Below are 448 nucleotides of genomic sequence, written 5' to 3'. Positions count from 1 at the left end.
GGATGCTGCACTGGCCCGACAACATGGCCACCTTCATCCCCGAAGACGGCGTGCTCATCTCCTCCGACGCCTTCGGCCAGAACTGGGCCACCAGCGAACGCTTCGTCGACGAAGTGGACCGCAGCCTGCTGCGCAAACAACTCGACCGCTACTTCGCCAACATCGTCCTGCCCTTTAGCCCCATCGCCCAGAAGACCATCGAGACCATCGAGTCCATGGGCCTGGATATCCGCTACATCTGCCCTGACCACGGCCTCATGTTCCGGACCCGCGAAGACGCCGCCTGGGTGATCGCGCGCTACAAGGAACTGGCCTGCCAGAAGCAGAAGAAAAAGGCCGTGCTGGTCTTTGACACCATGTGGCATTCCACCGAGCGCATGGCCCACGCCATCGCCACCGGTCTCATGGAGCATGGCCTGACGGTCAAACTCATGAACCTGCACGTCTT

1 pseudogene is annotated in these 448 nt (G+C 61.4%); it reads left to right on the top strand.

Annotated elements, in window-relative coordinates:
* A pseudogene (locus DSOL_RS26380) lies at positions 1–448 on the top strand (FprA family A-type flavoprotein); the annotation flags it as partial.

This window comes from Desulfosporosinus metallidurans (assembly GCF_001936615.1).
Classification (GTDB): Bacteria; Bacillota; Desulfitobacteriia; order Desulfitobacteriales; family Desulfitobacteriaceae; genus Desulfosporosinus; species Desulfosporosinus metallidurans.
This window is presented reverse-complemented; position numbering and strand designations above follow the sequence as displayed.